Raw genomic sequence first — 25146 nt, forward strand, 5'->3', positions numbered from 1 at the left:
CTTCAGTCCGCCGCCGCCGCACTACGCCCGGCGATCCGCCCGAACGTCGCGCCCGAGACCAGACCGGTGCCTGCCGGATAATTGTCGTAGAACAGGCCGCCGACCATTTCGCCGCAGCAGAACAACCCCTTGATCGGACGCCAGTCGGTGCCGATCACCTGCGCGATTTCGTTCACCTTCAGCCCGCCGAAGGTGAAGGTGATGCCGCCGGTGGCGCTGTAGGCGTAGAACGGCGGCTTGGCGACCTTCAGTGCCCAGTTGGTTTTCTCCAGATCGAGCCCTTTGCTGGACAGGCCGTCCTTCCTGGTCGGATCGAAGCCGTCGTCCATCTCGCGGGCGTGGGCGTTGTATTCGTCGACCGTCCTCAGCGCCTGCGCCTTGTCGTCGAAGTCGAGCTGGTCGATCAGGTCTTCCAGCGTATTGGCCGTGATCGGCTTGCTGGTCTGGTAGCGCGGCTCGAGCAGATGGATCACCCGCGAGTCGAAAATCTGCCAGGCCTTGGCGCCGGGTTCGGCCAGGATCGCGCGGCCGAACTTGGCATAGGTGAACAGCGCACCATCCTCGCCCTCGTCGACAAACCGTTTCCCCTTCCGGTTGAGCATGATGCCGTAGACATAGCTCAGCCGGTTGCTGCGATCGGTGAGTTCGCGCGGCGCAAACTCGCCCCAGTCCGCGCTGATCGGCGTGGCGTGGCAACCGCTCCATTGTCCCCACGGCATGGCCCCGACATTCATCGCCATCCGCAGGCCGTCGCCCTGGTTGTGTGGCGTTCCCCGCACCTTCGCTGCGCCGACCAGCGGGCCGATGTGCTGGGTGCGCATCTGCACGTTGGCTTCGAAGCCGCCGCAGCCGAGAACGACCGACCGGGCGTTCAGGACCGACATGCCGTCGTCGTCGCGCACCTTGACGCCGTTGACCCTGCCGTCGTCACCGATCAGCAGTTCGGTCGCCGCCGTGCCATAGCGAATTTCGATGCCGAGTCGCTCGGCGGTCGCGAACCAGCTCCGCGACAGGCCGACGCCTTCATGCTCGGCACGCACGACCAGGCCGCGCGCCCACACCATGACGTTATCCTTCTTGACCGCGGACAGCGTAATCGCCGGCTCCATCTTGATGCCGCCGACCTTCTTCATCCACTTCACGGTGTCGAACGAATTGTGCACCAGCAACTTCGACAGCACCGGATCGGTGCGCCCGCTGGTGACGCGCATCAGGTCGCCGTGGAAGTCCTCCTTCGGGTATGGCGATATGCCGTCGTAAAAGTTCTCGAACTCCTCTTCGACGTCAGGCAACAACTCACCGATCTCGCGGGGATCGTCGAAGGCAAAGCGCAGCACGCCACCGCTCCAATGGGTATTGCCGCCGCGCATCTCCCGCGGCGCCTTCTCGATCACAACGACGCGCTCGGCGCCGTTTTCCTTGGCGGAAACCGCGGCGGCCAGCGCGGCGTTGCCGGCGCCGACGACGATGACATCATACGTACTCATGACTTCTCTCTCCTAATTCAACTCAGGTTCTCTGGGATCGCAGCAACGCGGCGATCTCGGTGGCGGAATGGGCTTCCAGTTTCAGCACGGCCTCGCGAATGCGCGCGGCATGAGCCAGCGGAATCGACAGGACGGCAGAGGCGAGAAATTTCCTGGAGACGGCGGCCTCATCGAGCGCGCGCTCGCCCGCACCGCTGTTGACGCGGATATGCTTGAACAAGCTGCGTCCGTCCTTGAGCGTCACGCGGACCCCGCCCGAGAAGTAGGCCGGGAAAGCCGTGTCGGGATCGATGGCGCAGGTGACGCGCCGCGTCAGATCCAGCACCGCCGGATCGGCCAACGCGGCCGGCATCAGATCGGCGAGACCGAATGCGCCCTTGATGAGGCAGGTGGCGATGACGAACTGCGCGCTGAACTTCGCCTCATATTCATTGGTCGGATGGGTCTTGGCAGCGGCCGGCTCGGCGACGATCGGCATGGTATCGCGCGGCAGGTACGCCTCGACGTGGGCGATGTCGGCGGGATTGATCCCGGCATGCAGTTCGATCGCGGCATCGGCGCAGCCATGAATGAAATGGCAGACCGGATAGGGCTTGATCGCGGTCTCGGCCAATTCCCAGACCTCGCCGAGATTGGTGAGTTCGGCGTTAAGATCGATCGGCGCCGGCGGATGCTGAATGTGCGTAGCGAAGAATCCGAAGCGGCCTTCATAGGGACGCGTCGGGGCCTTGAAGCCTTTCTCTGCTAGAACGGCAGCGGTGATGCCGGCGACCGCAGCCCAGCCGGGATGCATGCGCTTGGTCCACGCGCCTTCCTCGAGGAAGACCTGGACGCCCGAGGCGGTGCTGGCGGCGATGCCTTGCGCGGCCACGATGCCGTCAGCCGGCAGGCCGAGGATGCGCGCGGCGACCACGGCCGAACTGAAATGCGCGACGAGACCGGTGGCATGAAAGCCCGCATGGTGGAAGCCGCCCTTGACCGCGGCGCCGACGCGGATCGCGGTCTCCATGCCGGCGGCGTAGGCGACCAGCAGCGCCTTGCCGTCGATGCCGCGGGATTCGCCGAAGGTCAGCGCGCAGGGAAGACAGGCCGCCGTGGCGTGAATGATGCTGTTGAGATGGGTATCGTCGAAGTCGAGGCCGTGGATCAGCATGCCGTTGGCAAGGGCCGCGTCGCGCACCGGCAGGCGAACATCGCGGCCGATCACGCTGCAGGTCCCCTCACCGCCCAGCGCCGTAGCGCCGGCAACGGCGACGTCGGCGAAATCATAGGCGTTCGACGCAAGTCCGCAGCCCAGCGCATCGAGGATCAAGAGCTTGGCGCGATGCAGCACCGGCGCCGGAATATTTTCGAACGTCAAGCCAGCGGCAAACTCGGCCAGCATTCGCGCCGGCTTGGTCGCCGCGGCTGAGACGGATGTCTTATCCAGCATGCTGCAATCTCGCTTCGGTTTGAGCCATGTCGTCCACGAGCCGGCAGTCGCGGGCATCAAATGAAAGAATGGCGGGGCTGCCGGGCGCGAGCGCGCTGCGCGAATAGGCCCGCAGGCGGTCGGCGCCGACCTCGACGATGTATTCGACATGCGGACCGAGATACATGCCGCCGACGACGCGACCGGTCAGCCGGTTTTGCCCGGCGACGTTCGGCGACGAAGTTTCGTCGAGCCGGATCGCCTCGGGACGAAGCAGCGCGATCTTGGAACGGCCGTCGTCCCGGTCGGTGGCCGGATCAACACTGATCGGCGAGCCGTTTTCCAATTGCCACTCGCGTCCGACGCGCTGCACATGCAGGAAATTGGCGTTGCCGATGAAATCGGCGACGAAGCGATTGACCGGCTGCTGGTACAGATCGCGCGGCGTGCCTTCCTGCACGATCCGGCCCGTCTCCATCACGATGATACGGTCGGACATCGACAGCGCTTCGGTCTGATCGTGCGTCACGTAAAGCGCGGGCACTTTCAGTTCGCGCTGGATCCGGCTGATCTCCAGCCGGGTGCGATCGCGCAGGCGGGCGTCGAGGTTTGACAGCGGCTCATCGAACAGCAGCAATCGCGGGCGCGCGGCGATCGCCCGCGCCAGCGCCACGCGCTGCTGTTGTCCGCCCGACAATTCGGACGGGCGGCGCTTGGCGAGCTTGCCCATGCCGACGATGTCGAGCGCCCAATTGACGCCGGCCGCGACGTCGCGCTCGCCTTTCACGGTGAGCGGAAACGCGACGTTCTCGGCAACCGTCAAATGCGGCCAGACCGCATAGGACTGGAACACCATGCCGAGATCGCGCTCATGCGGGGGGACGAACAGATTGGTGGCGGGATCGGAAACCGTCTCGCCGTTGATGGCAATGCTGCCACCGGTCGGGGTTTCCAGGCCCGCAATGCATCGCAACGTCGTAGTCTTGCCGCAGCCGGAAGGGCCGAGCAGCGTGACGAACTCGCCGTCGGCGACATCGAACGATATCGCGTGGATCACGGTGAGGGCGCCATAGGATTTGACGAGGTTACGGACGGCGATACCCATCGCTGATGGTTCCTTTCCTCTATCGCCTGCGGGCGCCGGGCATGGCCCAGAGCAGCAAGGACATCATGGCGACAATCAAGATCATGGCGAGGATCGAGAGCGCGCTCGCCAGACCCCAATTGGCCTGCTCGAACGACGACCAGATCGAAACCGACAGCACCGAGGTCGAAGCGGTGAAGATCAGGATCGTGGCGGAGATTTCGCGGAAGAACGCCATGAACAGCAGGAAGTAGCTGCTCTGCAGCGACGGCAGGCTGAGCGGCATCAGGATGCGCCAGACGCCGGAAAGCCGGCTTGCGCCCGCGGTCCAGGCCGCTTCCTCCAGGCTGCGGTCGAGCTGTACGAAACGGGCGCCGGACGTCTCCGTCGCGTACGGCAGGAAGCGCGTGACATAGGCCAGCACGATCAGGGTCAGCGTGCCATAGAGCGGCAGCGGCAGATAGGCGTAGGCCCACAACAGGCCGAGGCCGAGCACGATGCCGGGCACGCCGAACGGAAGCATCACCAGCGCATCGAGCACGCGGTATCCGGTCGGGCGCAGCCGCACGGTGAAATAGCTGCAGGCGATGCCGAGCACGACGCCGACCAGGGCGCCACCGCCGGAGACGATCACGGTATTGACGATCGCCTGCTGGGTCTCTTCGGAATTCCAGACATAAAGATAGTTGCGGAAGGTGAAGGCGGCGTCGAACGGATTGGCGGTGAAGAACTTGATCAGCGAGGTGTAGAGCAGGATCAGGCCGGGCAGCACCAGGCTGACCGCGATGTAGAAACCGCAGATCAGATTCACCGGCCAGCGCCAGGCGCCGAGCGGGATCGGCGTGATCTTGCCGGCCTTGCCCGTCGTCACCACCGACCGTCCGCCGCGCGCCAGCCGCCGCTGCAGCAGGATGGCAATGCCGGTAATGGCCGCGAGCGTCAGGCCGATGGCGGCCGCGAGCCCATAGGCGGTCGGCGGAAACCGGCATAGCAGATAGATTTGGGTGGCCAGAACGGTGACGTGGCCGGGAACGCCGATCAGCACGGGGATGCCGAACTGCTCCAGCGTCAGGACCAGACACAGCAACGCGCTGGAGGCCAGCGCGTAGGACAGCATCGGCAGCGTGATGCTGCGAAGCATCCGCCACGGCGATGCGCCCGCGGTGCGGGCGGCCTCCTCATAGCTCGGATCCATGCCCATGATCGGCCCGCGGATCGTCAGGTAGACGAACGGTACCTGATGCAGAACCATGACGAAGATAATGCCGCCGGCGCTGTAGATATCGACCGAGACGGATTCGATGTTCAAGAGGCGCAACAGATCGTTGATGACGCCGCCGGGCGAGCCGATCACGATCCAGGCCATCGCCAGGATGAAGGAGGGGAAATAGAAGCTGAGCCCCAGCAGGCCCGTCATCGTGTTCGGCCAGCGGAAATCCGTGCGATGGATCACCAGCGCCAGCGCGGTGCCCATGACCATCGCGAACAAGGTGCTCAAGCCCGCAACTTCGAGCGTCGTCAGCAAGGTCTCGACGACCCCGGGCGAGGCAAGGTTGGCCCAGTTCGCCAGTGTCCACTGCCCCGGCATGCCCGGCGAGGTATCGCGCAGACTGCCGATCACCAGCGCCGCGAGCGGAACCAGCGCGAGAAACGCCACGATCGCAAAGACGACAATATAGAGTCCGGTCAGTACGCCGTCATGCGCTGCCACGCGCTTGACGGCGGAAGTGCGGACGCGAACCGCCGGTGCTTCCACCCCGATGCGGTTCTCGCCCTGATCCAACCCTGAACTCTGCAATATCGACATAGGTCTCAACTGGTCTCAACGAATGCCGAAGGTTTCACGCCACACGTCGATGGTCTTGTTCTGCTCGGGCCCGGAGACGATCGTCAGCGAGTCGACCGCATTCGACAGCGCCGAAGTCGGCGGAATGAACTTGGTCGGCGTCACGCCCGGTCTGGTCACGGGCAAACCGCCCTGCTCCTGCAGCACCAGTTGTCCCGGCGCGCTCAAGAGCCAGTTGACGAAGACCTTGCCGGCGTTGGGGTGCGGGGCGCGACCGCTCACCATGACGTAGCCGCTGTTGGTGGCGGTGCCCGATTTCGGATAGACGAAGCCGATCGGCGCGCCGTCCTCGAGGCCGGGCTCAAGCGGCAGATCGGCCAGCGTCGCCACCATCACGTCGCCGCGTAGCACGGCCTGAAACACACCGGCCGATCCCTCGAAGAACCGAACATCGTTGGCCTTCAGCTTTTGCGCCGCGTCCGGAATACCGTTCTTGACCCAGAAAGCGACGAGACCCTGCACGGCAATCGAGCGCCAGGGCGGGTCCATGGCGACCTTACCCTTCCACTTCGGATCCCAGAGATCGGCCCATTCCTTCGGCGCATCCGAAGGTTTCACCCGCTGCTTGTTGTAGATGATGACGTTGCGGGAGGTGTGGACGGCGAAAACCTTGTTGCCGTGATTGACATCCTTGTTGAAGGCGGCGAGCTCCGGCGGGGTCCATTCGGCCGCCCAGCCGGCCTTGTCGACGCCGGCGAACATGGCGTCGTCCGGGAAGGTCAGCATCGCGTCGGCGAGATTGCGCCCGGCGTTGAATTCGGTAGAAAATCGCTCGATCAGCGGCGCGCTGCCGAGCCGGATCTGTTCGGTCTGGATGCCGGGATTGGCTTTTCGGAATTCGACGAGCAGCTGCTCGACGCCTTGCGGGCGAAGGTTGTGATAGAAGCTGAGCTTGCCTTCCTTCAGAGCCGCGGCCTGCACCGCGGGCCAGTCTTCGGCGGCGGCCATCGCGCGTGACGGCGCCGATGCTCCGAGCGCCAACGCGGCGCCGAGGGTTGTAAGGGCAGTGCGGCGCGTGATGTCGCGATCGCCGGTTCTCGTCATGGGTCGTTTCCCTGTTTTTGCGCGGCTGGGCCGCGTCTTGTTTTGATGACGGGGTTTTCTGTTTTATCGGCGCGGCAGGTCCTTCAGACCATCGATCCGATTTTGCGAGCCGGCGCGCGCGGCCTCGGCCATGGCCGCGAGCCGCAGTTCGTAGCCGCGGCGAACGTGACGGCGGGCGAGTTGCTCGGCTTCAACCTCGTCGCGCCGTGCGATGGCAGCCACGATGGCCTGATGTTCGCCCAGCGCTTCGGCGATGCGGCCGGGCGCGGCGAAGGTGGTGCGTCCAAGCAGCACCACGGAGTCGTGCAGGTCCTGCAGGCTCTTCAGCAGAAAGCGATTGTGGGCGGCGCGGTAGATCTGCTCGTGGAAGAGCGTATTTTCCCGCGCGTGGACCTTGGGATCGTCGGGCAACTGACGATGCGTATCCACCATCGCCTGCAGCATGTGGATTTCGGTCGCATCGGCAAAGCGCGCCGACATCCCGGCCGCGGCACCTTCGAGGCGTTCGCGCACATCATAAAGTTCGGCGACCGCGCGCAGGTCGTGTTGCGCGACCGAAAGCCCGCCACCCGGCGCATGGACCAGCATGCCGTCGGATTGCAGACGGCGCATCGCTTCTCTGATCGGGGTGCGGCTGACCTTGAGCCAGGAGCAGAGCTCGAGTTCGAGAACGCGTTGACCGGCTTCGAGCCGGCCTTCCTGGATCGCGTTGCGGAGGGCACGATAGGCCTGCTCGGCCAACCCTCCGGCAGCCCGCGATGAGGCGACGCCCGGCCAGGCCAGAAGCGTGTCGTCCTCAATCGTGTTGGATCCCGAAATAGCCGCCTCCCAGGGAGAAACTTCGACCTTGCTCAGTGTATAACCTTGTATACATTCATATGCAAAGTGGAAATAGGAAGAAAATGCCGAAACTGGATCTCGATCATGGAACCCCGCGAACCGATGGCGTGACCGCCGATGCACCGGCGGTCTCGCTGACCCGCGCTTTCACCGACCTGCTATCGGCATGGCAGCCGGACCATCCGGCGTTGCTGGATCGCTGCAGGCTATTGTTGCTGGACGGCCTTGCCGTCGCGGTGGCAGGCGCCGGCGAGCGCGGGCCCAGCCTGATGGCGGCGCAGACGAGGACCGAATGTCCGGATGGCCCGGCGACCGTGATCGGCCATGGGCTTGCGACCAGCGTCGTGCAGGCGGCACGCGTCAACGGCATGGCGATGCATGTGTTGGATTTCGAGCCGATGTGGAATCCGCCGAACCACGCGCTGTCGACGCTGTTGCCGGCCCTGCTCGCGCTCGCCGAACTGCGCGAGCGGGACGGCGCCGGCCCGCAAGGACACGTCGTGTTGCGTGCCATCGCCAAGGGCGTCGAGGCGCAGGGGCGGCTCCGCCTCGCGTCAGGTCAGATCGAACCGGCAAAACTCTCGATCCATCCGCCGGGCGCTGTCGGCGCGCTCGCGGCAGCACTCGCATGCGCAGACATGCTTGGCCTCGAAGGCGAGCGACTGGCTGCGGCGGTCGCGATCGCCAGTTCGCGCACCGGCGGACTGCTCGCCAATGTCGGCTCGATGACCAAGGCGCTGCACTGTGGCGACGCCGCCGCGAACGGCGTCCAGGCCGCAATGCTGGCGGCGGCAGGCTTTAGTGCCGACGAAGACGCACTCGGCAGCCCGCGCGGCTGGGGCGCTTCGCTGTTCGGCGCGACGTTCGACCGCGCGCATTTGCTGGCGCCGATCGGCAACGGCCGCGCATTGAACCCTGGTCCGGCCTGGAAGCTTTTCCCGTCGCAATTCGCGACGCATTTCGCCATCACCGCAGCACTCGAAGCGCGCGACGCTATCGGCGCCGATGCGTTGAACCGGATTTCACGGATCGAACTGCGAACGCCGGCGATGCCTTACATCGACCGGCCGCGCCCGCATTCGGGCCTCGACGGAAAATTCTCATGGCAATATACGGCTGCTATCGCCCTGCTGGACGGCAAGGTGGAGCCCGCAAGCTTCAAGGACGAACGACGGTTCAAGGACGATGTCGTGGCCCTGCTGGATCGCACCGTCCTGATCGGCGATGGCGCGATCTCCGGCCGCTTCGACCAGATGTATGTCGAGATATCAGTTGAATTGAACGATGGCCAGGTCATCCGGCGGCGTTGCGATGCCCCGATGGGAAGCTGGAGCAGGCCCGTGCCCGACGAACGGGTAACGGCGAAGGCAACCGCGCTATTGGCCGACGCCATTGGTCCCGAAAAGACGACAGCGGTCGAACGCGCCATTGCGGCCACCGGCGGATTTCGCGTTGGTCCGCTGATGGCGCTGCTCGCATAGCCTTTCACAGGGTCTGCGCGGCGCGGGCGCGGCCCGCGGATGATTCGCGCCAAGGAGATATTTGCGCTGAACAGCTATTGACGCACGCCGCGGTTCCCACTTCGATACCACCCGACGGGAAGGTGGGGGGAAGCCATGAGACACCCGATGGACACGGCCGTCATGTCAGGCGCGCTTTGGCTGTTGGCGGCGATGCTGATCGACGCGCTGACGCCGAAGGAACTATCCGTCTTCGTGATCGGCGCATTGCTGGCGCCGGCAATGATCATCGGCGCCCTGTTCTATCATCTGAAGCTGCCGGGACTGGATCTGGCGATCTCGCTCGCGGCGCTGTGGCTGGTGTCGGTGATGGCGATCGAATGGATCACGCCGAAGCCGCTGTCGCCCTATTTCATGGCCGCCGCCGTGGCGCCGTCAATTCTGGTCGGCGCATGGTTTCATGGCACCGCAAAATGGCGCCGCGGAGTGGGCGCCAGCCAAAGAAAAAGTGCTTGATATCTTGTTGCGCGTCGGCCGCTGCGGGGCATTCCCGGTTAGCACTGCCGAAGGCAATTGGTAGCGAGAGAGCATATCGGTCAGCGCAGCCGAGACGGAATCCCGAAAGCCGACCAGGACCGGCCTGATCGGCCGCCGATCAAACCCCGATCCGCTCCTTCAACTGCTCAAATTCGCTGCGGCGATAGGTTGCCCCGTCCGGCATGACGATTTCCACGTTCAAGCATCCGTCAGAAATGAGCTCGGAAGCTTTCTTGATTGCGGCGGGTACGGAGTCACGATGCAACGTGACCGTTCCAGATGTATCGAGCGCGGTTATGTAGAATTTCATGAACGCTCCCGGTTATGTACGGCGTTCATTCTGACGCGAAGGTCAGGCGCGTCAAGGGCGCTGAGACTGGGAGTTTTCGGTAATTGGTTGGGCATATGGGCTGTTCGGCCAGCCCTATGGGTACCCAATTGTCGGCTGAATTGATGGTCCCGAGAGGGCGCTACATTCAGTCCTCGCTCGCGATGGTCTTTTGTTTTCAAAGACTTATCGGACGGCATGGCGCGGCTGCGCTCTCGTTCCGCTATAAGTTCCATTACTGAACGATGATAAGGCCGCTAGCGGCAATGTAAGAGTCCCGAACGCCGGGCCTGCCCATACGGAGATCGGTATTGTCTGATTGGGATCGTCGACCTTGCGCAACACGCGCTTGGCGCCGAAATCTGCCATTTGAGGGGATCCATCGACTGGAGGTCGCCACACGAGAACCCGGATGAAAGCTCAATCAAACTTCCAGAATGGCAACCGTGCTGCCCTCGTTGACCGCTCCGCCCTCCTCCACTTTGATAGCTACGACGACGCCGTCAGCTTCCGCGATGATCGGAATTTCCATCTTCATGGACTCAATCAAGACAAGTGTGTCGCCTTTGGCGACCCGCTGGCCCGGCGCAGTTTCGATCTTCCACACAAATCCGCTGACTTCAGAGCGGGCCTCGAGTTTCGACATTTAGGTCTCCGTGGTTCTTGTCCCATCAATCCAATTTACGGCGGCTACGCACGCACGTCCCGGCGCCCGCAGGCTGTGCGAGATGCACTTCGTTGCGCGTCAGTTCCTGTCAAAACGGCTCAATCACGCGCTTGCGCGCCGCGCGTGGTGCGGGGTTCGGCAGGGTATCGAGCGTCCGGATAAGAATTTCGCGCGTATCGGCGGGGTCGATCACATCGTCGTAGAGGAATTTTGCCGCGCTCTCCACCGCCGTATTTGAGCGTTTGAGTTCTGCGGTCAGGCCCGCATGCAGTTCGGCACGCTCCGCCGGAGTGGCCGTGGCGTCGAGTTCCTTGGCATGGATGATGTTGACCGCCCCCTCAAGACCCATGCCGCCAAACTCGGCGGTCGGCCAGGCGAGCAGAACCGCCGGCTCGAGCGGCCGCGAGCCCATGATGTAATAGCCAAGACCGTAGGCCTTGCGCAGCACCACCGTCAGCACGGGGATGGTGGCATTGGCGAGCGCAGAGAGCACGCGCGCGCTGTGACGCATCAGGCCGGTCTTCTCGACCTCCGGCCCGACCATTAGGCCCGGTGTATCGCAAAGCACGACCAGGGGAATGTCGAAGGCGTCGCAAATCTGGATGAAACGGGCCATCTTCAGGCATGCCGGCGTGTCCATCGCGCCGGCGAGATACATTGGCTGGTTGGCGATCACGCCCACGGTGCGGCCGGCGATGCGACCGAACGCCGTGACCGCCGCCTTGCCATAGCCGGCCTTGACCTCCATCACGCTGTCGCGGTCGCACAGCGTCTGGACCACGGTGCGCACATTGTAGGCGCGACGTGGATTTTCCGGCACTATGTCGCGCAGCAGCATCTGGTCCGGCGCTTCTCCCGGAGCCTGCTGCATCTCGAAATAGCCGAGATATTTTTTTGCCGCGGCGATCGCCTCGGCCTCATCCTTGACCAGCACGTCAATGACGCCGGAGGCCCAGTGCACCGATGACGGGCCGATTTCCTCCGGCGTGTATTTCTTGCCGAGTGCCGCCTCGACCAGCGGCGGCCCGGCCATGCCCATCGCCGAATCCTCGGTCGCGATCAGCACATCACACAGGCCTGCGAGATTGGCGTGACCGGCAAAGGCGCGGCCCGGCGAGATGCCGACGGTCGGCACCAGGCCCGACAGCCGCGCGAACACCACAAACGTTTCGGTCGAGGGTCGCGCCGGAACGTGCATATCGTGCGGACGTGCGCCACCGCCGTCGAGCCAGCAGATTACCGGCAGCTTGTGCTTCTCGGCGTGCAGGAACATGCGCGATATCTTGGCATGGTTCATCGCACTCTGGGTACCGGCGTAGACGGAGTAATCATACAGTACAAGATCCGCGGCACGGCCGCCGACCTTGGCAAAGCCCATCACCAGGCCATCGGCGGCGCCCGCCATGCCCTTGGTCGCCGGACGCACCAGCCCGCCAAATTCGACAAAGCTGTCTTCGTCGACGATCGCCTCGAGCGCCTGCCGCGCCGTCCACCGGCCGCGCTTCTTTTGCCGCGCCACCGCGTCCGGCCGCGCCGTGTCGAGGCGCTGGGCCTGGGCCTCCAGCACGAGGCCCAGATCGGCGCGCAGCTTGGTCTCGTCCTTCATTGCCCCACCCTCAGATCGCCCGCCACGAGTTTCTCGCGTTTGAGGCGGATGCCGGCCCGCTCGCGGTCCCAGGTGTCTTGCGTAATACCTTCCGACCGCAGCACATGCTTTTCGATCTTCTGCGTCGGCGTCTTCGGCAGCTCCGACATGAAGCGGATGTAGCGCGGCACCATGAAATGCGGCAGCCGCGGCGTCAGGAACGAGATGATGTCCACCGGATCGATCTCGGCGCCGGGCATCGCGGCGACGATCGCCATCACTTCGTCCTCGCCAAATTCGCTGGGAACGCCGACGACGGCGGTTTCGCGCACCTTCGGATGGGCGCCGATTTCGACCTCGACCTCGAACGACGAAATATTCTCGCCGCGGCGGCGAATGGCATCTTTCATGCGGTCGACGAAGAAGAAATTGCCCGCCTCGTCGCGCCGGAACGCATCGCCGGTATGGAACCAGCCGTTGCGCCAGGCGCGCGCGGTCGCCTCGGGATTGGCGTTGTAGCCGTGATTCATCGTCCAGGGCTCATCGGCCCGTACCATCAATTCGCCGACGGTGCCGTGCGGTACCTCGATGTCGTGATCATCGACCACGCGGGCCTCGAAACCGGCGCGGACGCGGCCGCAGGTCTTGGCGATGCCGGGGTTTCTTTCCGACAGGATCGGGCAAGAAATCTCCGTCATGTTGAAGACGGTGTAGATGTCGACGCCGAACCGCGCGGTGAATTCCGCCGCATCCTCGGCTAGCGGCACCATGATGGCCTGCCGCAAGCCATGATCGCGATCGCGCGGCGTGGGCTTCGCTTTCATGAGGAACGGGATCATCGCGCCGAGCAGCGTCATGGTGGTGGTGCCGGTCTTGCGCACCGTGTCCCAGAAGGTGTCGGTGTCGAAGGCTTCGACCAGCGCGATCGATCCACCCCGCACCAGCATGCGATAGACGCCGCTGGTGCCGCCGACGTGGAAGATCGGCAGGTTGACCAGCGCGCGATCCTCGGACGTAACCGTATCGAGCGCCTCTGTCGTCGCGGCGAGATGCCGGTACGACGACAATACGCCCTTCGACGGCCCAGTCGTGCCCGACGTGTAGATAATCGCATGCGTATCCCAGGGCATGATCGCGCGCGGCGGATCGCTGGGTTCGCCGGCCGCGGCCGACAGTGCATCCTCATTGAGACAACGAATTCCCTTCAGCGCCGGCGGCGGATCGCCGGAAATCGTCACCAGCGTATCGAGGCCGCTGGTCTCGACCTCCGCCAGCCGGTCGGCCAGCCGCGCATCGGCCACCATCAGCCGTGCGCCGGAATTCTGGATCACATGCGCCAGCAGCCGCCCGCGATACGAGGTGTTGACGGGGACATACACCGCGCCGATGTAGTTCAGCGCGAACCAGACCGCGATCGCATGCGGACCGTTCGGCAGCCACGACAGCACGAAATCGTCCTGCTTCACCCCGAGCGCCTGCAGGCTGGCCGCGACCTTGCGCACGTTGCCGCGCAGGCGCGCGTAACTCCATTGGTCGCCGGTGGAAAACAGCGCAAAGACGCTCTCGCCGCGTTCGCGCGCATGGCGATCGACCAGATTGCGCAGCACAAACCTGTCCGCCGGGGACAGGGCTTTATTGTCACCACTCATCAGCGCCTCCCATTGCGCCGCCTTCAGGCGGTCGTTTTGCGGCGGCGCCGAGGCGCCGTCAGGCCGTCTTTCGCCGCGGAGCAACGGCGCGAACTGTCGCGCCTTCCCCGTGCTTGCGCAAACCCATGTCGATGAACGCGTGAATCTGCGCACGGTTCGCCGCGAGCCGCGTCGCATCGCCTTCAAGCAGCGACTGGATGATCAGGCCGCGCAGCATGCCCACCAGGATATTCGCCATCTTGGCACCGTCGACGCCGGCACGCAGTTCGCCGCGACGCTTGGCTTGTGCGAGATGGCCGGAAAACCCGTCGTGAAAGCCAGCGCTCAGCGCGCGGGTGCGCGGCTGCAACTCCGGTATCGCGCACAGCGACTCGACGAACAGGGAATAGAGTGCCGCGGTGGCGACCGGGCTCGCGCAGGCGCTGTCGATGTGCGCGTCGATGCGAGCCCGCACCGCATCGAGACCCACTCTGTCTCCCATTGCCTTGCGCAGGCGTTCGGCAAACCAGCCCTCCATGAAATCCATCAGCGTCTGCAACAGCGCGAGCTTGGTGCCGAAGCGTTCGGCCGGCAGCCCACGACTGAAACCGGCGGCGACGCCGATTTCGGCCAGCGTGGCACCCGCCGCGCCCTTCTGCGCGATGATCGTCATCGCCGCCCGCAGCATGCGTTCATCGGACGCGCGCCGCCGCTCGTCCTGCCGCGACGCCGGCTTTGGCCTGGTATCGGAACCCGTGAAATTCATGGCTTCGGTTATTATTCCACTTGCTGGTCCACTAGCAAGCATTATGATGAGCGGCGAGCGGCCGGAATACAAGAGCCGCCCATGGGAGAGAGACGCATGCGCCCGACGCCAGCAGTCCCGCTGCTTTGCCGTGATGTCATCGACCGGCGCGCGCTATTGCGCCTCGCCGCGCAAGCCGGTGTCGCCGCGCTCGGCGCCGGCCCCGGATTCGCGCAGCAACAACAACCGTTCAAGATCGGCTGGATCAGGCCGACCACCGGTCGCCTTGCCTCCTCGTTCGCCCCGCTGTATTTCGGCGGCCTGATCGCGATCGACGAGATCAATGCGGCGGGCGGCATTCTCGGACGTCAGATCGCGCGCATCGAGGAGGATGATGAGGGTTCGCCGGCCAAGGAGCCCGGCATCGTCAGAAAACTGCGCGAGCAGGAGATCGGTTGCTTCGTCGGGCCGACCGGCAGCTCGCAATCGCTGGCGTCGATCGCGGCGACGACGTCCGCCAAAATCGTCCAGTCGGCCTATGCGGCGGCGGCGGAAGCGGGCGACGGCCGGAAATATCCGTATCACTATCAGATCATGTTCAACACCGACCAGCAGGCCGACGTCTGCGTCGACTACATGGTGCGGGTGCTGGGCTTGAAGAAGATCGGCGTCCTGCAGGAAAATACCGCGTTCGGAGAACAGGCGGCGGCGGCCACCAAGTCGGTGCTGCAGAGGAAATTCGGGCTCACGCCGGTCAGCGAACAGGTCTATCCGATCGCCGCTCCTGATCTTTCGGCCTATGTCGCCAATCTGCAGAAGGCCGGTGCCGACGGCGTCATCGGCTGGATCGCCAATGTCCCCAATGCGGCGATGATTTTCAATGCCATGAAGACGCTGAAATGGTTCCCGCCGGTGGCCGGTCATAGCGGGCTGATGCTGCCCGCCTTGTTCGATCTGGTGCCGGCCGAAGCCGTGAAGAACGTCTTTGCGACCTATTACCGCAATTTCACCTGGAGCGATACCGAACAGCCCGGCGCACCTCAGGTCGAATTCGCCAAGAAGTTGTCGCAATATCCGGAAGCCAGGGGCTTTGAAGTCAACGTCGCCGCCGCTCCCTACTACGACTTTCTCTATTGCCTCAAGGCGGCGATCGAGTCGGAAAAGAGTTTTGAGCCCGAGGCGATCAAGCGCGGGCTCGACAATCTCAGGAACCACAAGGGTCTGCTCGGTAACATTTCCTTCACGCCCGAAACCCATTCGGGCATCGGCGTGAAGGACGTCGTCCTGGTGTCGGTGGCGTCGGGGCAGGATCCGCGCGCAATGGGATGCCTGCGCGCCCGTGCACGCGATCAGTGAAGGCAGGCATATGGACCTCGATGTAGTGTCGCATGGAATAGTCGCCGGCAGTCTCTATGCGCTGGTCGCCGTCAGCTTCAATATTCTTTACAGGCCGACCAACGTCTTCAATTTCGCGCAAGGCGAACTGGTGATGCTCGGCGCGATGATCTTTGCCAGCATCACGTCGCTGGCCGGAATGCCATGGTTCGTCGCCTTCGCGGCAACGCTGGTCGCGGTCGGCCTGATCGGGATCGTCGAGGAACGGGTCGCCGTCGCGCCGATCCTGGCAAGATCGCAGACCGGAACGGGGTGGGTCATTACCACGCTGGCCATGTCGCTGATCATTTCCAATCTGGTCGGGCGGGTCTGGGGACCGGATCCGATCCTGGTCAAGCCGCCGGCCCCCCTGAGCATGGAAGCGCTCGACCTAGGACCGACCCATGTCAGTTCCTACGAGATCGCCCTCGTGCTCGTGACTATCGTCCTGGTCGCGATTGTCGAACGCGCGTACCGAACGCTGAGAGGCAAGGCGGTGATGGCGGTGGCGGAGGACCGCGAGGCCGCACTGCTGCGCGGCATCGATCCCAATCGCCTCAGCCGCTGGTCGTTCTTTCTTGGCGCCGCCTTCGCCGCCATGACCGGCATTCTCGCAGCACCCATCCTCTACGCTTCGACCGCGCTCGGACCCGATCTGCTGTTGAAAGGGTTTGCCGCCGCGGCCGTCGGCTCGATCGGCAACAACCGCGGCGCCCTGATCGCAGGATACATCATCGGAGTTACGGAAGCGGTCGGCGCGTCACTGTTGTCGCCGGGATATCAGGAGGCGGTGATCTTTGTCGTCGTCCTGACCGTCCTGCTGCTGCGACCTGAGGGCCTGTTCGGCCGTCCGAATGCGCGGACGGTCTGACGATGTCGTTGCGTACCGCTCTTCCCTTTGCTCTCCAGGTCGCCGTGCTTGCCGTCGCGCTGGCATTGCCCGCCTTCGTCGGCGCCAATTCCTACGCCCTGTTCGTCGCAACGCAGCTCGGCATTTACGTCATCGCTGCAATCGGCCTCAATCTTCTGGCCGGCTATGCCGGGCAGGTCTCGCTCGGCCACGCCGCTTTCTTCGCCATCGGCGCCTATTCGGTCGCGCTTCTTACCGTCGACCATCACTGGTCGTTCTGGGCAGCGGCTGCGGTCGGGATGGTGCTCGCTGCCGGGCTCGGCGTGCTGGCCGCGCTGCCGGCGTTTCGGCTCAATACCTGGTATTTCGCGTTCATCACGCTCGCTTTCGCGCTGGTGTTCGAGAAGATGATCGTCGAATGGCGCTGGCTGACCAAGGGTTTTGCCGGCGTCGTCGGCGTGCCGGCACCTTCGGCCTTCGGCTTCGAATTCGGCCCCAGGCCGCTTTACTACACCGTCGTGACGGTGACGATCGTCGTCTTCATTCTGGTGCGCAACATCGTCCATTCGCGCTTCGGCCGTGCCTTCGTCGCGGTGCGTGACGTGGAACCGGCGGCGTTGGCGGTCGGCGCCTCGCCGCAGCGCACGAAGCTCGTCGCGTTCGTGATATCGGCCGCGCTGGCGGGCATCGCCGGCGCTTTCTTCGCCGTGCAGAAGACGGTCGTCACACCGGATGACTTCACTGCCGACTTCTCGATCTTTTTCCTGCTCACCGTCGTGCTCGGCGGACTCGGCACCCTCTGGGGCCCGATCATCGGCGCGCTGGTTTTCTTTCTGATCCCCGAACTGCTGGCCGGCATGCAGAGCTGGCGCATGCTGATCTATGGCTTCATGCTGCTCGGCCTCATGCTTTTCGCGCCACACGGGCTCTATGGCGCGCTGCGGCAGACCTGGCGACGCTTCGCGCCACCGGCGCCGAGGCCGCTTGCATCGGCAGAGGCCATCCAACAGATCGAACACCCGCCTATTGCCGGTCTTCCACTCGAAATATCCGGCCTGTCCAAGCGATTTGGCGGCGTGCTGGCGCTCGACGGCGTGGATTTTTCTGCACCAGCCGGAAGCTGCTGTGCCATCGTCGGGCCCAACGGCTCGGGCAAGACGACGCTGCTCAATCTCGCCAGCGGCTACTACACGTCCGACGCCGGCAGCGTGAGGATCGGCGGCGTCGAAACCCTGGGCTCAAGCGCGCAGAAAATCGCCGCGCGCGGCATCGGCCGTACCTTTCAGACACCCCGCCTGGTGGCCGACCTGACCGCACTCGACAATGTCATGCTCGGCGCCTTCACGCGCGAACGCGCGAACCTGCTGTCGACCGCGCTGCGGCTACCTCACGCGCGCGAAGAAGTACGCCGTCTGCGCAAGGAAGCACTCGGCTTTCTTGATTTCGTCGGCGTGGCCGATCGCGCCGACACCGACGCTGGTGAAACACCTCACGGCCAGCAGCGCCTGATCGAGATCGCGCGGGCAATGATGGGCGGCGCGCGGCTTATCCTGCTCGACGAGCCCGCGGCAGGACTTTCGATGGCAGAGCTCGAACGTCTCGAACAGTTGATCACGCGAATTCGCGAACTCGGCGCCACCATCGTCATCGTCGAGCATCATCTCGACCTGGTCGCCAATATCGCAACCCACGTCACGGTTCTGGACCGCGGCACGGTGCTCGCCGCAGGCAAGCCTGCCACGGTGTTCAATGACGCAGGCGTCATGCGCGCCTATATGGGTGAGCGCGCACTGAAGACGGGGGTGCCAGCATGACCACTCCAGGCGCTCAACCCCTGCTTTCGGCGCGCAACATCTACGCCGGCTATGGCCACGTCCGCGTGCTTGAAAACGTCTCGGTCGCTGCCGCTGCAGGCCACATTGTCGCGCTGGTCGGCCGCAACGGCGCCGGCAAGTCGACGCTGCTCCGCACGCTTTCCGGCCTCAACCGGCCGACCGCCGGCGAGATCGTGTTCGATGGCCGCAGCATTGCCGGCGCACGGACGCACGCCATTGTCGAAGCCGGCCTGCTGCACGTCGCGGAAGGTCGCCGGTTGTTTCGCCGGCAGAGCGTGGCCGACAACATCGAGCTTGGCCGCTACGGCCTGCGATTGAGCGTTGAGCAGCGCCGGCAACGCCTTGATCGCATCCACGAACTCTTTCCGGTGCTGCGCGAGAAGCAGGACCTGATCGCCGGCGGCCTGTCAGGTGGACAGCAGCAGATGCTGGCGATCGCGCAAGCGATGATGCGCGAGCCGAAATTGCTGATGCTGGACGAACCTTCGCTCGGCCTCGCACCCGTGCTCGTCGACCAGGTGCTGGACGCGATTCTCTCGCTGCGCGCTCAAGGCGTCGCCATTCTGCTGGTCGAGCAGATGGTCGAGCGCGCGCTCGAAATCGCCGACTACGCTTACGTCTTGCAGAACGGTCGCGTGATCGCGAGCGGACCGGCGCACGAGATCGCCAGCGGCGATGCGCTGCACAAGGCCTTTATGGGTGAGCATGGAGCGCCGGTCGGGGCCGAACCTGGAGTGAGAGGATCATGAAGCACCATCCCGACGCCGGACAGCGGCAAATCCTGGCCGCAATCGAATCCGAGCGCGCCCTGTTGATGGACGCGGCCCGCCCCGAAGCGATGAAGCGCCTCGCCGAGCGCGGCCGGCTTTCAGCGCGCGCCAGGATCGCACGCCTGGTCGATCCCGGCTCGTTCGACGAGATCGGCGCGCTCGCGGCGAGCGAGCCGGAAGCCGGCAAGCTGCCTCCCCGGCAGACTTCACCGGCCGATGGCGTCGTGACCGGCACGGCGCGCATCGACGGGCGCCCTGTCGTAATCCTCTCGCAGGATTTCAGCGTTTTCGGCGGCAGCATTGGCAAGCTCGGCAGTGCCAAGACCCAGCGCATGGTCAAGATTGCCATTCGACGCGGAATTCCCATGGTCCTGATGCTCGATGGCGGCGGCCACCGCATCCAGGGTGGACAAAATTCGCGCCATTTCGCTCATGCTAACGGCATGTTCCACGATCTGGCGCGGGCCTCGGGTTGGGTACCGATGGTGGCGCTGATGCTCGGTGCCGGTTTCGCCGGACCGACCAATTATGCCGGCCTCGCCGATTTCGTCGTCATGGTACGCGGCCAGTCGGTCATGGGCCTCGCGGGCCCGGCACTGGTCAAGGCAGGCACCGGCGAAGACGCCGACCAGGAAACCCTCGGTGGCGCGGAAGTGCAGGTCGACAAGCAGGGGCTGGCCGATCTCGGCGTCGCCAACGAGGACGAGGCGTTCGCCGCCGCTAGGCAATTCCTGTCCTATCTGCCGGGCAATGCGCGGAAGTCGCTCCCCTTCGTTCCGACCGATGATCCCTCCGATCGCGGCGACGATGCGCTGCTCGACATCCTGCCGGACTCGACGCGCCGCGCCTACGACATGCGCCGGGTGATCGCCGGCATCGCCGATGTCGACAGCCTGTTCGAACTCAAGCCCACCTTTGCCGGCAACATCATCACGACTTTTGCGCGGCTCGGCGGACGCCCCGTCGGGTTCATCGCCAACCAGCCAATGCGCGCGGGCGGAATCCTCGACGCCAACGCCTGCGAGAAGGGCGCTCACTTCATCGCGCTGTGCGATGCGTTCGGCCTGCCTCTCGTCTCGATGATCGACGTGCCCGGCTTCTATATCGGCTCAACCGCGGAGCGCACCACGCTTGGACGCCGAAGCGCCAAGCTGATCTTCGAATGGGGCCATGCCAGCGTACCGCGGGTATCGGTGGTGATCCGCAAGGGTTTCGGCCTCGGCTATTTCGCGATGAATGGCGGCCGCGCCTTCGACGCCGACGCCTGCTTCGCCTGGCCGTCGGCGCAGATCTGCGCCATGTCGATCGAGGGCGCGATCGATGTCGCTTTCCGCAAGGATTACATGGCAGCGCCCGATCCGCAGGCCCGCAGGCAACAAATGATCGAGGAGACGCGCGCGCAAACGGCCTCGATCCATGCCGCCGAAGGTTTTGGCGTCGATGACGTAATCGACCCGCGCACCACGCGCCGGCGCATTATCGAAATATTCGATCAGGTGCCGCCAAGGCGCGAAAACGACCATCCGCCAAAATTTCGGTCGATCGCACCGATCTAGCGTCGGCGTACCGCCGGGTGAACCCAGCAAGAACAATCAGATCAAGCCCGATGCATGGAGGAAGTATCATGACGCAACGAAGAATTTTGCTCGATCGCCGGGCTTTTCTCGGCGGCGCAGCGGCGCTCGGTGCGGGCGCGCTGAGCGGCAGGGCTTTTGCGGCGGACGGAGCCTTCAATATCGGCTGGATCCGGCCGACGACGGGGCGGCTCGCCTCTTCCTACGCCCCGCTCTATATCGGCGGCCTGATTGCCATCGACGACATCAATGCCTCCGGCGGCGTGATGAGCCGCAAGATCGCGCGGCAAGAAGAGGACGACGAGGCCTCGCCTGCTCGCGAGCCGGCCGTGATCAAGAAGCTACAGGAATCCGGCGTTCGCTACATTTGCGGCCCGACCGGATCGAGCCAGTCGCTGGCGGCACTGGCCGTCACGACGCCAGCGAAGACCATCACCACCATGTACGCCATCGCCTCGGAAGCCGGCGATGGTACGCGTTACCCTTGGCACTATCAGTGTACTTTCAATTCGGATCTCCAGGCCGAGATGGCCTCGCGCTATCTGGTCGAAACATTGAAGCTGAAGAAGATCGGAATTTTGCAGGAAAACACCGCCTATGGCGAACAGGTGGTCGCCGCCTGCCAGGCCGTGCTGAAAAAGCTCGGCGTGACGCCGGTCGGCGTCGAGGTGTTTCCGATCACCGCTCCCGACCTGAACGGCTATGTCGGCAATTTGCGCAAGGCCGGCGCCGACGGCGTGCTGTTCTGGACCGGCTCGACGCCGATCACGGCCAAGGGATTCAATTCCATGCACGCCCAAAAATATTATCCGGCGATCGCTGGCCACAGCGCGCTGTTTGCCGACTCGCTGCTCGACCTCGTGCCGGCAGAGGCACTGCAGAACGCGGCTGGAACCTACTACAAGACGCTGACCTGGACCGACAAGGAGGCGATCGGCGCCCGGCAGCTGGAGTTCGCGAAGAAGGCCAACGCCTTCCCCGAGACCAAGGAGACCGGCGTCAACGTGGCGGCATCTCCGTTCTACGATTTTCTGCACATGCTGCGCGCGGCGATCGAATCGGAAAAATCCTTCGACCCCGAAAAGGTCAAGCGCGCCATGGACGCGACCAAAAATTACAACGGCCTGCTCGGCACGCTGAACTTTACGGCGACAAACCATGCAGCGATCTCGATCGAGGATATGACCATGGCAACGCTGCTGTCCGGGCGCGATCCCACGGCGATGGCGGTGTTCCGAAAGCGCGCGGTGTAAGCGGCCGAGCGACGAAGGAATACGACGATGGAAAGTGACCTTGCAACGGCAGGCACCGCGTGGAACGACACGCGGGTATTTTCGCCTGATGTCTGCGTGTTGCGCAACATTCTCGACCGCAACGCGGCCGAAGCGCCCGACAAGGTCTTCGTCCGCTTCGACGACGGCAATGAATGGACCTACGCGCAAACCCGCGCGACGGTGCGGCGTACCGCCGCGGCGTTGCAGCGCATGGGCGTAGCCCAGGACGATCACGTGCTCACTTGGCTGCCCAACAGCCCGGACGCGCTGCGTATCTGGTTTGCGATCAATTACATCGGCGCCGTCTACGTGCCGATGAACATCGCCTGGCGCGGACAGGTTCTGGAAAACGCGGTGCGGGTTTCCGCCGCGCGATTTCTGATCTCGCACGCCGATCTAGCCGACCGCATCCTCGACATCGACCGCTGCGCGCTGACCGAGCTGCTCTTGATCGGACCCCGCGCGAGCGACAAGCGCCTGCCCGGATTTACCCATCACGACGTCGCCGAGCTCGCGCTACAGGCCGAGCCGGCGCCGCCGCCGCGGCCGATCATGCCCTGGGACAACCAGATGATCATCTACACGTCCGGTACCACCGGGCCGTCCAAGGGCGTGCTCTGCTCGTATATGCATTGCGGGTCCTGCGCGCTGGCGTTTCCGCCGCTGACCGGCGAGGACCGTAATCTCGTCAACCTTCCGCTGTTCCACATGAGCGGCACCGGCGCGGTCTATCGCATGCTGGCCAAAGGCGGCTCGATTGCGCTGGTCGAGGCGTTCGAAACCCGCACGTTCTGGGACACGGTACGGCGCACCCAAGCGACCTACCTCACTCTGCTCGGCGCCATGGTGCCGTTCCTGCTGAAGGAGCCGCCGGGACCGCGCGACCGCGACCACACGCTGCGCAATGTCGCGATCGTGCCACTGGCCGATGGTTTTGAGGAATTCGGAGAGCGGTTCGGCGTCGACGTCTACACCGTCTTCAACATGACCGAAACGTCATGGCCGATCCTGTCCGAACGCAATCCAGCGACACTCGGAACCTGCGGCCGGCCGCGCCCCGGCGTCTCCGCCCGCGTCGTCGACGACAACGACATTGAGGTCGAACCGGGCAAGGTCGGCGAACTCGTATTGCGCACCGACGCGCCCTGGGCGATGAGCCACGGCTATTACGGCAATCCCGAAGCCACCGCGCGGGCCTGGCGTAACGGGTGGTTCCACACCGGCGACGCGTTTCGCCGCAACGAGCAGGGAGAACTCTTCTTCGTCGATCGCATCAAGGATGCGATCCGGCGGCGCGGCGAAAACATCTCGTCGTTCGAGGTCGAGGCGGCGATCAACGGCCATCCGGACGTGCGCGAAGTCGCTGTGGTCGGCGTTCCCAGTGAATTTGGCGAGGACGACGTCCTGGCCGTGGTCGCGCCTGTTGAGGGCCGGACGATCGACTGCACCGCCTTGCTCGACTGGCTACAGCCGCGGCTCGCGCATTTCATGATCCCGCGCTACATCCGCGTGCTGCCTGAACTGCCGAAGACGCCGACCCAGAAAGTCCAGAAGCACCTGCTGCGCGCGGACGGAATTGGCGCAGGCACGTGGGACCGCGAAGCGGCGGGGCTACGGATTCGCCGCGAGAAACTCGCCAGTCTCGGCGCCATCGAAGATGAAGCGCGATGAGTGGGCCGCTCGCCGGACTACGCGTGGTTGAGATGGCCGGCATCGGCCCGGGTCCGTTCTGCGCGATGCTGTTTGCCGACCTCGGCGCGGAAGTGATCCGCATACGCCGGCCGGGCGGCACGATCTTCGACACCGAGCCGCGCTTTGACGTTACCGGGCGCGGTTGCCGTATCGTCGAACTCGATTTGCGCGAGACTGACGCGGTCGAGACCGCGCTGGCGCTGGTTGAAAAGGCCGAGGTCCTGACCGAAGGCTATCGCCCCGGCGTGATGGAGCGCCTTGGCCTCGGGCCCGACGTCTGCCTGACGCGCAACCCGCGGCTGGTCTACGGCCGCATGACCGGCTGGGGCCAGGACGGGCCGCTGGCCGCACGGGCCGGACACGACATCAATTACATCGCATTGACCGGGGCGCTGCACGCGATCGGGCGCCCCGATACGCCGCCGCCGCCACCGCTGAACCTGGTCGGCGATTTCGGAGGCGGCGCGATGTTTCTCGCCTTCGGTGTGCTCGCCGCGGTGCTGGAGGCGCGCGCCTCCGGCAAAGGGCAGATCGTGGATGCAGCGATGACCGACGGCGTGGCGTTGCTCTCGGCCGGGCGTTTTGCGGGGCGGGCTTCCGGGCGCCAGACGAACGAGCGCGGCAACAATATGCTCGATGGCGGCGCCCCCTTCTACGATACATACGCCTGCGCCGACGGCAATTTCATCGCACTCGGCGCGATCGAGCCGCAATTCTTCACCCGTTTCCGCGAGATCTGCGGGCTGCACGATCCCCTGTTCGATGAGCAAATGAACAAGGAGAAATGGCCGGCGCAGAAGCGGGCGCTCGCCGCGATGTTCCGCACGCGCGGCCGCGACGAATGGGTAACGCTGCTTGGCGGTGACGACACCTGCGCGACGCCGGTGCTTGACTGGGACGAAGCCATCGGCGATCCACACAACACCGCGCGCAACACGTTCATCACGATCGACGGCGTCAAGCAGCCGGCTCCGGCACCACGCTTCAGCCGCACGCCGACGGCAGTCCCGCGATCCGCTCGCGTCTCTGGCGACGACACGCATGAGATCTTGGGGAAATGGGGCTTAGCGAAGCCCCACATCGATCGGTTACTTGCCTGAAGATGAGAATTGTTG

21 protein-coding genes are annotated in these 25146 nt (G+C 64.5%); 10 read left to right on the top strand and 11 right to left on the bottom strand.

What is annotated here, in order from left to right; translation table 11 throughout:
* Positions 1-2 precede the first annotated feature (2 nt).
* From tcuA to BLR13_RS09890, 6 genes are all read right to left on the bottom strand, one after another.
* The gene (gene tcuA, locus BLR13_RS09865; RefSeq protein ID WP_074825008.1) at positions 3-1487 is read right to left on the bottom strand and encodes an FAD-dependent tricarballylate dehydrogenase TcuA; all 1485 of its coding nucleotides are present in this window, start codon (positions 1485-1487) and stop codon (positions 3-5) included.
* A 22-nt stretch (positions 1488-1509) separates the two neighbouring features.
* Positions 1510-2919, bottom strand: a complete 1410-nt coding sequence (locus BLR13_RS09870; protein WP_074825006.1) for an MmgE/PrpD family protein — start codon at positions 2917-2919, stop codon at positions 1510-1512.
* A complete protein-coding gene (locus BLR13_RS09875; RefSeq protein ID WP_074825002.1) occupies positions 2909-4003 on the bottom strand; it encodes an ABC transporter ATP-binding protein in 1095 nt (364 codons plus the stop codon). Before BLR13_RS09875 ends, BLR13_RS09870 begins: the two co-directional genes overlap by 11 nt.
* Positions 4004-4022: 19 nt before the next feature.
* Positions 4023-5765 carry an ABC transporter permease gene (locus tag BLR13_RS09880; protein ID WP_074824995.1) on the bottom strand — a complete coding sequence of 581 codons (1743 nt, stop codon included), beginning with the start codon at positions 5763-5765 and terminating at the stop codon, positions 4023-4025.
* Between the two features lie 39 nt (positions 5766-5804).
* The gene (locus tag BLR13_RS09885) at positions 5805-6872 is read right to left on the bottom strand and encodes an ABC transporter substrate-binding protein (RefSeq protein WP_074824990.1); all 1068 of its coding nucleotides are present in this window, start codon (positions 6870-6872) and stop codon (positions 5805-5807) included.
* A 63-nt stretch (positions 6873-6935) separates the two neighbouring features.
* Entirely contained in the window at positions 6936-7613 is a 678-nt protein-coding gene (locus BLR13_RS09890) for a GntR family transcriptional regulator (protein ID WP_171944980.1), read from the bottom strand.
* A gap of 161 nt (positions 7614-7774) precedes the next feature.
* Between BLR13_RS09890 and BLR13_RS09895 the strand changes: the two genes are divergently transcribed.
* Together BLR13_RS09895 and BLR13_RS09900 are read left to right on the top strand one after the other, a co-directional pair.
* Positions 7775-9193: an MmgE/PrpD family protein gene (locus tag BLR13_RS09895; RefSeq protein WP_074824988.1), complete on the top strand. Its 1419-nt coding sequence runs from the start codon at positions 7775-7777 to the stop codon at positions 9191-9193.
* Between the two features lie 147 nt (positions 9194-9340).
* The gene (locus BLR13_RS09900; protein ID WP_079586464.1) at positions 9341-9688 is read left to right on the top strand and encodes a hypothetical protein; all 348 of its coding nucleotides are present in this window, start codon (positions 9341-9343) and stop codon (positions 9686-9688) included.
* Positions 9689-9827: 139 nt separating this feature from the next.
* Here BLR13_RS09900 and BLR13_RS09905 read toward each other — a convergent pair whose 3' ends face one another.
* The 5 genes from BLR13_RS09905 to BLR13_RS09925 all read right to left on the bottom strand — a co-directional run bounded on the left by BLR13_RS09905 (position 9828) and on the right by BLR13_RS09925 (position 14605).
* Positions 9828-10019, bottom strand: coding sequence for a hypothetical protein (locus BLR13_RS09905; RefSeq protein WP_074824985.1), 192 nt, complete (start codon positions 10017-10019; stop codon positions 9828-9830).
* Between the two features lie 442 nt (positions 10020-10461).
* Complete coding sequence (locus tag BLR13_RS09910; protein WP_074824984.1) at positions 10462-10683, bottom strand: biotin/lipoyl-binding carrier protein; 222 nt, start codon at positions 10681-10683, stop codon at positions 10462-10464.
* Positions 10684-10792: 109 nt separating this feature from the next.
* Positions 10793-12310 carry an acyl-CoA carboxylase subunit beta gene (locus BLR13_RS09915; RefSeq protein ID WP_074824978.1) on the bottom strand — a complete coding sequence of 506 codons (1518 nt, stop codon included), beginning with the start codon at positions 12308-12310 and terminating at the stop codon, positions 10793-10795.
* Complete coding sequence (locus tag BLR13_RS09920; protein ID WP_074831700.1) at positions 12307-13938, bottom strand: AMP-binding protein; 1632 nt, start codon at positions 13936-13938, stop codon at positions 12307-12309. The genes BLR13_RS09915 and BLR13_RS09920 overlap by 4 nt, the downstream gene beginning before the upstream one ends.
* A gap of 58 nt (positions 13939-13996) precedes the next feature.
* Positions 13997-14605 (bottom strand): TetR/AcrR family transcriptional regulator, encoded by a 609-nt coding sequence (locus BLR13_RS09925; RefSeq protein ID WP_171944979.1) that lies wholly within the window; start codon positions 14603-14605, stop codon positions 13997-13999.
* Between the two features lie 174 nt (positions 14606-14779).
* On the opposite strand from BLR13_RS09925, the gene BLR13_RS09930 reads away from it, so the two are divergent.
* The 8 genes from BLR13_RS09930 (at position 14780) to BLR13_RS09965 (ending at position 25131) form a co-directional block, all read left to right on the top strand.
* The gene (locus BLR13_RS09930; protein ID WP_074824971.1) at positions 14780-16018 is read left to right on the top strand and encodes an ABC transporter substrate-binding protein; all 1239 of its coding nucleotides are present in this window, start codon (positions 14780-14782) and stop codon (positions 16016-16018) included.
* Between the two features lie 10 nt (positions 16019-16028).
* Positions 16029-16907: a branched-chain amino acid ABC transporter permease gene (locus BLR13_RS09935; protein WP_074824969.1), complete on the top strand. Its 879-nt coding sequence runs from the start codon at positions 16029-16031 to the stop codon at positions 16905-16907.
* Positions 16908-16909: 2 nt separating this feature from the next.
* On the top strand, positions 16910-18700 hold the full coding sequence (locus BLR13_RS09940) for a branched-chain amino acid ABC transporter ATP-binding protein/permease (RefSeq protein ID WP_079586461.1): 1791 nt from the start codon (positions 16910-16912) through the stop codon (positions 18698-18700).
* Positions 18697-19470 (top strand): ABC transporter ATP-binding protein, encoded by a 774-nt coding sequence (locus BLR13_RS09945; RefSeq protein WP_074824963.1) that lies wholly within the window; start codon positions 18697-18699, stop codon positions 19468-19470. The genes BLR13_RS09940 and BLR13_RS09945 overlap by 4 nt, the downstream gene beginning before the upstream one ends.
* The gene (locus BLR13_RS09950; protein WP_074824959.1) at positions 19467-21047 is read left to right on the top strand and encodes an acyl-CoA carboxylase subunit beta; all 1581 of its coding nucleotides are present in this window, start codon (positions 19467-19469) and stop codon (positions 21045-21047) included. Before BLR13_RS09945 ends, BLR13_RS09950 begins: the two co-directional genes overlap by 4 nt.
* 68 nt (positions 21048-21115) lie before the next feature.
* A complete protein-coding gene (locus tag BLR13_RS09955; protein WP_157793691.1) occupies positions 21116-22318 on the top strand; it encodes an ABC transporter substrate-binding protein in 1203 nt (400 codons plus the stop codon).
* Positions 22319-22345: 27 nt separating this feature from the next.
* Entirely contained in the window at positions 22346-24010 is a 1665-nt protein-coding gene (locus BLR13_RS09960; RefSeq protein WP_074824954.1) for an AMP-binding protein, read from the top strand.
* Positions 24007-25131 carry a CaiB/BaiF CoA transferase family protein gene (locus tag BLR13_RS09965; protein ID WP_074824952.1) on the top strand — a complete coding sequence of 375 codons (1125 nt, stop codon included), beginning with the start codon at positions 24007-24009 and terminating at the stop codon, positions 25129-25131. Before BLR13_RS09960 ends, BLR13_RS09965 begins: the two co-directional genes overlap by 4 nt.
* Positions 25132-25146 lie beyond the last annotated feature (15 nt).

This window comes from Bradyrhizobium ottawaense, from assembly GCF_900099825.1.
Taxonomy (GTDB): domain Bacteria; phylum Pseudomonadota; class Alphaproteobacteria; order Rhizobiales; family Xanthobacteraceae; genus Bradyrhizobium; species Bradyrhizobium ottawaense_A.